Origin of the sequence: Streptomyces sp. NPDC006368, assembly GCF_040612535.1 — a bacterium.
Classification (GTDB): domain Bacteria; phylum Actinomycetota; class Actinomycetes; order Streptomycetales; family Streptomycetaceae; genus Streptomyces.
This window is the reverse complement of record NZ_JBEXQK010000082.1, coordinates 1-6,671: the sequence shown is the minus strand read 5'-3', so window position 1 is coordinate 6,671 and position 6,671 is coordinate 1. Positions and strand designations below refer to the sequence as shown.

Genomic DNA, 6,671 nt, shown 5'->3' with positions numbered 1-6,671 from the left:
ACCTCGTCGTGCGGCGCGGGGAGCACCTCGCGGTGGTCGGTCCCAGCGGCACCGGCACCAGGGGGCGGCCCGAGGTGTGCAGCGCCACCGCGGTCAGCGGGGCGGCGAGCAGCACCAGGACCGTGCCGAGCACCAGGCCCATGCCGGGATAGCCGGCCCGCTCCGACAAAAGGCTGCCGGTGACCGGCCCGCACGCCACGCCCAGTGAGGACGCCGAGCCGGCGAGGACGGCCCACCGTCCGCGCGGGTCGAGGGAGGCGGCCAGGCCGATCAGGTAGGACAGGACGACGGGGTAGAAGGCGTTCCACAGGATCTCCCCGGTCGCGAAGGACGCCAGCCCCTCGGCGGCCGAGCTCATCGCGATGCAGCCGGCGATCGCCACCGTACCGACGCCGATCGGCACCGCCCGCCCCAGCCGGGCGCCCAGCGCGCCCGCCGCCGTGACGCCCAGCAGCCCCGCGCCGAGCGCCGCCGCGAAGACCGCGCCGACCGTGACCTCGCTGAGGCCCGCCTGCGTGAGCCCGATACGGCCGCTGACGCCCCACAGCGCGTTCTGCGCCATGGACCAGCAGACCATCGAGCCCGCCAGCACCAGACCGGACCGCAGGCGCGGCAGCGGCGCCCCCGTCTCCCGTGCGTCACCGGTGTCGTGGCCGCCCTCCAGGCGTCCGGTCACGGGCCACACCGCCGCCGCGACGAGCGCGATCGAGGCGAACGGCAGCGCGTGCCCACCCTCCAGGTGAGGGAGGGTCAGGTAGAGCGCGCCCGCCGCCGCCGACACCGACAACAGGCCCAGCGTCGAGGCGCGGTGCGGGTCGGAACGGCCCGCGATGCCGGCCGCCGCGACGGCCGTCGCCGTACCCGAGCCGAAGCCTCCGACCGTCGCGCCGGCGACGACCAGCGGGACGTACGCGGTGAGCGCGGCGCAGCCGTAGCCGGTCACCGCCAGGGTGAGGCCGAGACGGGCGAGCCGTCGCTGCCCGTACCGGTCCACGCGCGCGGCGAGCGTGAACCCCGCGGTGGCGGAGCTCAGCAGCAGCGTCGAGCCGACGAGACCCGCCTGGGCCGGGGTGAGGCCGAGGCCGGAGGAGAGGCGGCCGACGACGGTCGGCAGGAGGTACGCGGCGAGATAGCCGGCGGTGAAGAGGGCGACGAGCGGCCACGGGGCGCGCGGGCGCGAGGGCATGGGCGTTCCAGCGACGAAGAAGGCCGAATGGCCAAGAGGGCGGGGGGAGGAGCGGAAGCGCCCGGTGTCGCACGGAAGCACGGGAACGCGCGCCAATTTGTATCAAGCACGGCGGGCGGGCGAAAAGCCGAGCATCCGTGATCCGCGTCACAAATGGTTTGCCGGGGGGGAGGCCGGGTAGGCAGGCCGCTTTCCGGTGCGTCGAGCGCCTCCGTGGGCGCCCGGAATCGGGCACACTGGCCAGATCCGCACCGCGACCGGGGAGCCCGCCGTGACCACACCCAGAGGAGAGCAGCAGCGCCGGCAACACACCGCCGGGATCGACCCCTTGGACGGTCTGCGCGGCCCCGCCGACCCGGAGTACGACGTCTTCCTCACCGGCACCGTCTTCCTCGACATCATCTTCACCGGCCTGGACGCCGCCCCCGTCCGCGGTACCGAGACCTGGGCGCGCGGCATGGGCTCCAGCCCGGGCGGCGTCGCCAACATGGCCACCGCCCTGGCCCGGCTGGGCCTGCGCACCTCGCTCGCCGCGGCGTTCGGCGACGACCACTACGGCGACTACTGCTGGGACGCCCTGGAGCAGGGCGAGGGCATCGACCTGTCCCGGTCGCGCACGGTGCCCGGCTGGCACTCCCCGGTGACCGTCTCCATGGCGTACGAGGGCGAACGGACCATGGTGTCGCACGGCCATGAGGCCCCGTCCCCGGAGGCCGCTCTCGGGAGCCTGCCGGAGTACCCGCGCCACGCGCCACGCGCGCGTGCCGCCGTCGCCTCCCTCGTACCGGGCCGCGAGGAGCCGTGGGTCACCGAGGCCGCCCGGCACTCCACCCGGATCTTCGCCGACGTCGGCTGGGACGAGACGGGCGGATGGGACCTGGCCGCCCTCCCGGACCTGGAGCACTGCGAGGCGTTCCTGCCGAACGCCGAGGAGGCGATGCGCTACACCCGCACGTCCTGCCCGCGTGCCGCCGCCCGCGCGCTCGCCGAGAAGGTGCCGCTCGCCGTCGTCACGCTCGGCGCGGACGGGGCGTACGCCGTGGACGCCGGGAGCGGGGAGACCGCCGAGGTGCCGGCCATCGAGGTGGAGGCGCTGGACCCGACCGGCGCGGGGGACGTCTTCGTGGCCGGGTTCCTCACCGGCACGCTCGCGGGCTGGCCGCTCGCGGACCGGCTGGCCTTCGCCGGGCTGACCGCCGCCCTGTCGGTGCAGGAGTTCGGTGGGTCGCTGTCGGCGCCCGGGTGGGTGGAGGTGGCGGCCTGGTGGGAGTACGTACAGGAGTGCTCCGACCAGGACCCGCAGGCGCTGCGCCGGTACGCGTTCCTGGAGTCCCTGCTGCCCGCGCCGATCAGGCCGTGGCCGCTGCGGCGGGCCGTGCCGACGATCGGCTTCCGCCGCTCCGCCTGAACCGCCCACGCCCGGCCCCGATCCGGTGTGGGAAAAACCTTCGGCCCTGTCAGTGGCACGACGTACGCTGGACAGTCAGAGGTTGTCGATCGGCGAGAACCCTGCAACAGGAGGTATGCGCAGGCCAGAGGGCCAGCCCATGACTCAGACACCCACAGACCAGGTACGAGCCCACTTCACCGTCCCCGCCAAGCATCCCATGGTGACCGTGCTCGGCTCGGGTGACTCCCTGCTGCGCGTGATCGAGAAGGCGTTCCCCGGCGCCGACATCCATGTCCGGGGCAACCAGATCAGCGCGGTCGGCGAGGCGAAGGAAGTCGCGCTGATCCAGCGCCTGTTCGACGAGATGATGCTCGTGCTCCGCACCGGGCAGCCGATGACGGAGGACGCAGTGGAACGCTCCATCGCGATGCTGAAGGAAGAAACCGCGGGAGCGGCGGCCGAGACCCCGTCGGAGGTGCTCACCCAGAACATCCTCTCCAGCCGCGGCCGGACCATCCGCCCCAAGACGCTCAACCAGAAGCGGTACGTCGACGCGATCGACAAGCACACGGTGGTCTTCGGCATCGGACCGGCGGGCACGGGCAAGACGTACCTCGCCATGGCCAAGGCGGTCCAGGCCCTGCAGTCCAAGCAGGTCACCCGGATCATCCTGACCCGGCCGGCCGTCGAGGCGGGCGAGCGGCTCGGCTTCCTGCCGGGCACGCTCTACGAGAAGATCGACCCGTATCTGCGGCCGCTGTACGACGCCCTGCACGACATGCTCGACCCCGACTCGATCCCGCGCCTGATGGCGGCGGGCACCATCGAGGTCGCGCCGCTGGCGTACATGCGCGGCCGGACGCTCAACGACGCGTTCATCATCCTCGACGAGGCCCAGAACACGAACCCCGAGCAGATGAAGATGTTCCTGACCCGGCTCGGCTTCGACTCCAAGATCGTCATCACCGGTGACGTCACCCAGGTGGACCTGCCGGGCGGCACCAAGAGCGGTCTTCGCCAGGTCCGGGACATCCTGGAAGGCGTCGATGACGTCCACTTCTCGCTGCTGACGTCGCACGACGTCGTACGGCACAAGCTCGTCGGCCGTATCGTCGACGCGTACGAGAAGTACGACAACCAAAACGGGAAGTAGCGACACAGCACCATGTCGATCGACGTCAACAACGAGTCCGGCACCGAGGTCGACGAGCAGGCGATCCTCGACGTCGCCCGCTACGCGCTCACGCGTATGCGCATCCACCCGCTCTCCGAGCTCTCGGTGATCCTGGTGGACGCCGAGGCGATGGAACAGCTGCACATCCAGTGGATGGACCTGCCGGGCCCGACGGATGTCATGTCCTTTCCCATGGACGAGCTGCGCCCGCCGACGAAGGACGACGACGAGCCCCCGCAGGGCCTCCTCGGGGACATCGTGCTGTGCCCCGAGGTCGCCACGCGGCAGGGCCAGGAGGCCCCCACGCAGCACTCCATGGACGAGGAGCTCCAGCTTCTGACCGTCCACGGAGTGCTGCACCTGCTCGGCTACGACCATGAGGAGCCGGACGAGAAGGCGGAGATGTTCGGGCTCCAGGCGGCGATCGTCGACGGCTGGCGGGCGGAGAAGGGCCTGACCGGCCCCTCCCCGGCGCCGACCGTCTCATGACCGCGCAACTGCTGCTCGGCGCGGTCGGGCTCGTCGTGGTCGCGTGGCTCGCGGCGTGTGCGGAGGCGGGCATCGCGCGCGTGTCCACCTTCCGGGCCGCCGAGGCGGTACGGGCCGGGCGGCGCGGCGCCGCCAAGCTGGCCCAGGTCGCCTCGGACCCCGTCCGGTATCTCAACGTGGCGCTGCTGGTGCGCGTCGCGTGCGAGATGGCGGCCGGGGTCCTCGTCACCTACGTGTGCCTGAACGAGTTCGACGCGACCTGGTCCGCCCTGCTGGCCGCGATGGGCGTGATGGTGCTCGTGTCGTACGTCGCCGTCGGCGTGTCGCCGCGCACCATCGGCCGCCAGCACCCGCTGAACACGGCGACCGCCGCCGCGTACGCGCTGCTGCCGCTGGCCCGCGTCATGGGCCCGGTCCCGCAACTGCTGATCCTCATCGGCAACGCGCTCACGCCCGGCAAGGGCTTCCGCAAGGGGCCCTTCGCCTCCGAGGCCGAGCTGCGCGCCATGGTCGACCTGGCCGAGCAGGAGTCCCTGATCGAGGACGACGAGCGGCGCATGGTCCACTCCGTCTTCGAGCTCGGCGACACGCTCGTCCGGGAGGTCATGGTCCCGCGCACCGACCTCGTCTCCATCGAGCGCTACAAGACCATCCGCCAGGCCCTGACGCTGGCGCTGCGCTCCGGCTTCTCCCGGATCCCCGTGACCGGCGACAACGAGGACGACGTCGTCGGGATCGTGTACCTGAAGGACCTCGTGCGCCGCACCCACATCAACCGCGACGCGGAGAACGACCTCGTCTCCACGGTCATGCGGCCCGCGGCCTTCGTGCCCGACACGAAGAACGCCGGAGACCTGCTGCGGGAGATGCAGAAGGAGCGCAACCACTGCGCGGTCGTCATCGACGAGTACGGCGGCACGGCCGGCATCGTCACCATCGAGGACATCCTCGAGGAGATCGTCGGCGAGATCACCGACGAGTACGACCGCGAACTGCCGCCCGTGCAGGAGCTGGGCGACGGCCGCTACCGCGTCACCGCGCGCCTCGACATCGGCGACCTCGGCGAGCTCTTCGGCCTCGACGAGTACGACGACGAGGACGTCGAGACGGTCGGCGGACTGCTCGCCAAGGCCCTCGGGCGCGTGCCGATCGCGGGCGCCAGCGCGGTCGTCGACCTGCCGGACGGGCGTTCCCTGCGGCTGACGGCCGAGTCGCCGGCGGGCCGCCGTAACAAGATCGTCACGGTGCTGGCGGAACCGGAGAAGGAGCCCGCATGACCCTGACCGCGGCGCGGCTGCGCGCGTTCTGCCTGGCCTTCAACGACGCGGTGGAGGACTTCCCGTTCGGCCCGGAGACGTCCGTCTTCAAGGTCGCGGGCAAGATGTTCGCCCTGTCGGCGCTGGACGCCCGCCCGCTGACGGTCAACCTCAAATGCGACCCGGACATCGCCGTCCAACTGCGCGCCGAACACCCGGCGATCGTCCCGGGCCGGCACATGAACAAGCGCCACTGGAACACGGTCACGGTCGCGGAGCTCCCCGACCGCCTGGTCCGCGAGCTCATCGAGGACTCCTACGACCTGGTGGTGGCGGGCCTCCCCCGGGCGACCCGCCTCCGCCTGGACCGCCCGTAGCCGCAAGGACCCCCGGGGCCCGCCCGATGTGGTGGGCCGCGTCGCACACCGGCGCCGCGTCGCACACCGGCGCCGCGCCGGGGCCGCCGACGTGCCGCCCGGCTCGGCGGTTCCCGGGCGGCCCGCTGAGCCCCGCGCAGGTGCGCTGATCCGGCGCGGCCGCCGCCGTCGCCGGAGGGGGCCATGGCACGCGGTCGCAGGACGCGGGCAAGTGGGGGCGGCTCCGGTGCCCCACCCGCGAGGCCGCCCCGGGCCTGCGGGACCGGCGTGCCGGCCCACGTCGGCGATTCCCGGGCGGGCGGCTGGGAGCCCCGCGCATGAGCGCTGCTCCCGTGCGACCGGAGCCGTCGCGGGACGCGGCCGCCGGGCCCCCCGGGGCCGGCCCGGGGAGCCGACTTATCCTCGGGGCATGACACAGACCACCGACCTCGGCCCCGAGGACCGCAAGATCATCACGCTGGCGCGCAGCGCCCGCGCCCGCAACGGTGTGCCCGAGGGCGCGGCGGTGCGCGACGAGACCGGCCGGACGTACGTCGCCGGGACCGTCGCCCTGGAGTCGCTCCGGCTCAGCGCGCTCCGGACGGCGGTGGCGATGGCCGTGGCCAGCGGCGCGAAGTCCCTGGAGGCCGCGGCCGTCGTCACCGACGCGGACACCGCATCGGACGAGGACCGCGCCGCCGTCCGTGACCTGGGCGGGGCCGCCACTCCGGTGCTGCTGGCCGGGCCCGACGGGGAGCTGCGCGCCACCGTCACGGCGGGCTGACCGGTCCGCCGCCGCGTCACCGCGCCGGGCGGTGAC

General features: G+C 73.1%; 7 protein-coding genes. 6 read left to right on the top strand and 1 reads right to left on the bottom strand.

Annotated elements, in window-relative coordinates:
• The coding region (locus ABZZ38_RS30005) for an MFS transporter (RefSeq protein ID WP_356745636.1) at positions 1-1,186 on the bottom strand (1,186 nt) is incomplete at its 3' end.
• Positions 1,187-1,457: 271 nt separating this feature from the next.
• Here ABZZ38_RS30005 and ABZZ38_RS30000 point away from each other — a divergent pair.
• From ABZZ38_RS30000 to ABZZ38_RS29975, 6 genes are all read left to right on the top strand, one after another.
• On the top strand, positions 1,458-2,594 hold the full coding sequence (locus tag ABZZ38_RS30000; protein ID WP_356745634.1) for a PfkB family carbohydrate kinase: 1,137 nt from the start codon (positions 1,458-1,460) through the stop codon (positions 2,592-2,594).
• Between the two features lie 139 nt (positions 2,595-2,733).
• Positions 2,734-3,729, top strand: a complete 996-nt coding sequence (locus ABZZ38_RS29995; RefSeq protein ID WP_356745631.1) for a PhoH family protein — start codon at positions 2,734-2,736, stop codon at positions 3,727-3,729.
• Positions 3,730-3,741: 12 nt separating this feature from the next.
• On the top strand, positions 3,742-4,239 hold the full coding sequence (gene ybeY, locus ABZZ38_RS29990) for an rRNA maturation RNase YbeY (protein WP_356745629.1): 498 nt from the start codon (positions 3,742-3,744) through the stop codon (positions 4,237-4,239).
• A complete protein-coding gene (locus ABZZ38_RS29985) occupies positions 4,236-5,516 on the top strand; it encodes a hemolysin family protein (RefSeq protein ID WP_356745627.1) in 1,281 nt (426 codons plus the stop codon). The genes ybeY and ABZZ38_RS29985 overlap by 4 nt, the downstream gene beginning before the upstream one ends.
• A gap of 2 nt (positions 5,517-5,518) precedes the next feature.
• Positions 5,519-5,872, top strand: coding sequence for an MmcQ/YjbR family DNA-binding protein (locus tag ABZZ38_RS29980; RefSeq protein ID WP_356745638.1), 354 nt, complete (start codon positions 5,519-5,521; stop codon positions 5,870-5,872).
• A 409-nt stretch (positions 5,873-6,281) separates the two neighbouring features.
• Positions 6,282-6,635, top strand: coding sequence for a cytidine deaminase (locus tag ABZZ38_RS29975; RefSeq protein WP_356745625.1), 354 nt, complete (start codon positions 6,282-6,284; stop codon positions 6,633-6,635).
• Positions 6,636-6,671: the final 36 nt, after the last annotated feature.

Bases quoted from the DNA above. Each gene is read 5' to 3' on its own strand.
- ABZZ38_RS29995 (WP_356745631.1), top strand. From the start codon at position 2,734: ATGACTCAGACACCCACAGACCAGGTACGAGCCCACTTCACCGTCCCC.
- ybeY (WP_356745629.1), top strand. From the start codon at position 3,742: ATGTCGATCGACGTCAACAACGAGTCCGGCACCGAGGTCGACGAGCAG.
- ABZZ38_RS29985 (WP_356745627.1), top strand. From the start codon at position 4,236: ATGACCGCGCAACTGCTGCTCGGCGCGGTCGGGCTCGTCGTGGTCGCG.
- ABZZ38_RS29975 (WP_356745625.1), top strand. From the start codon at position 6,282: ATGACACAGACCACCGACCTCGGCCCCGAGGACCGCAAGATCATCACG.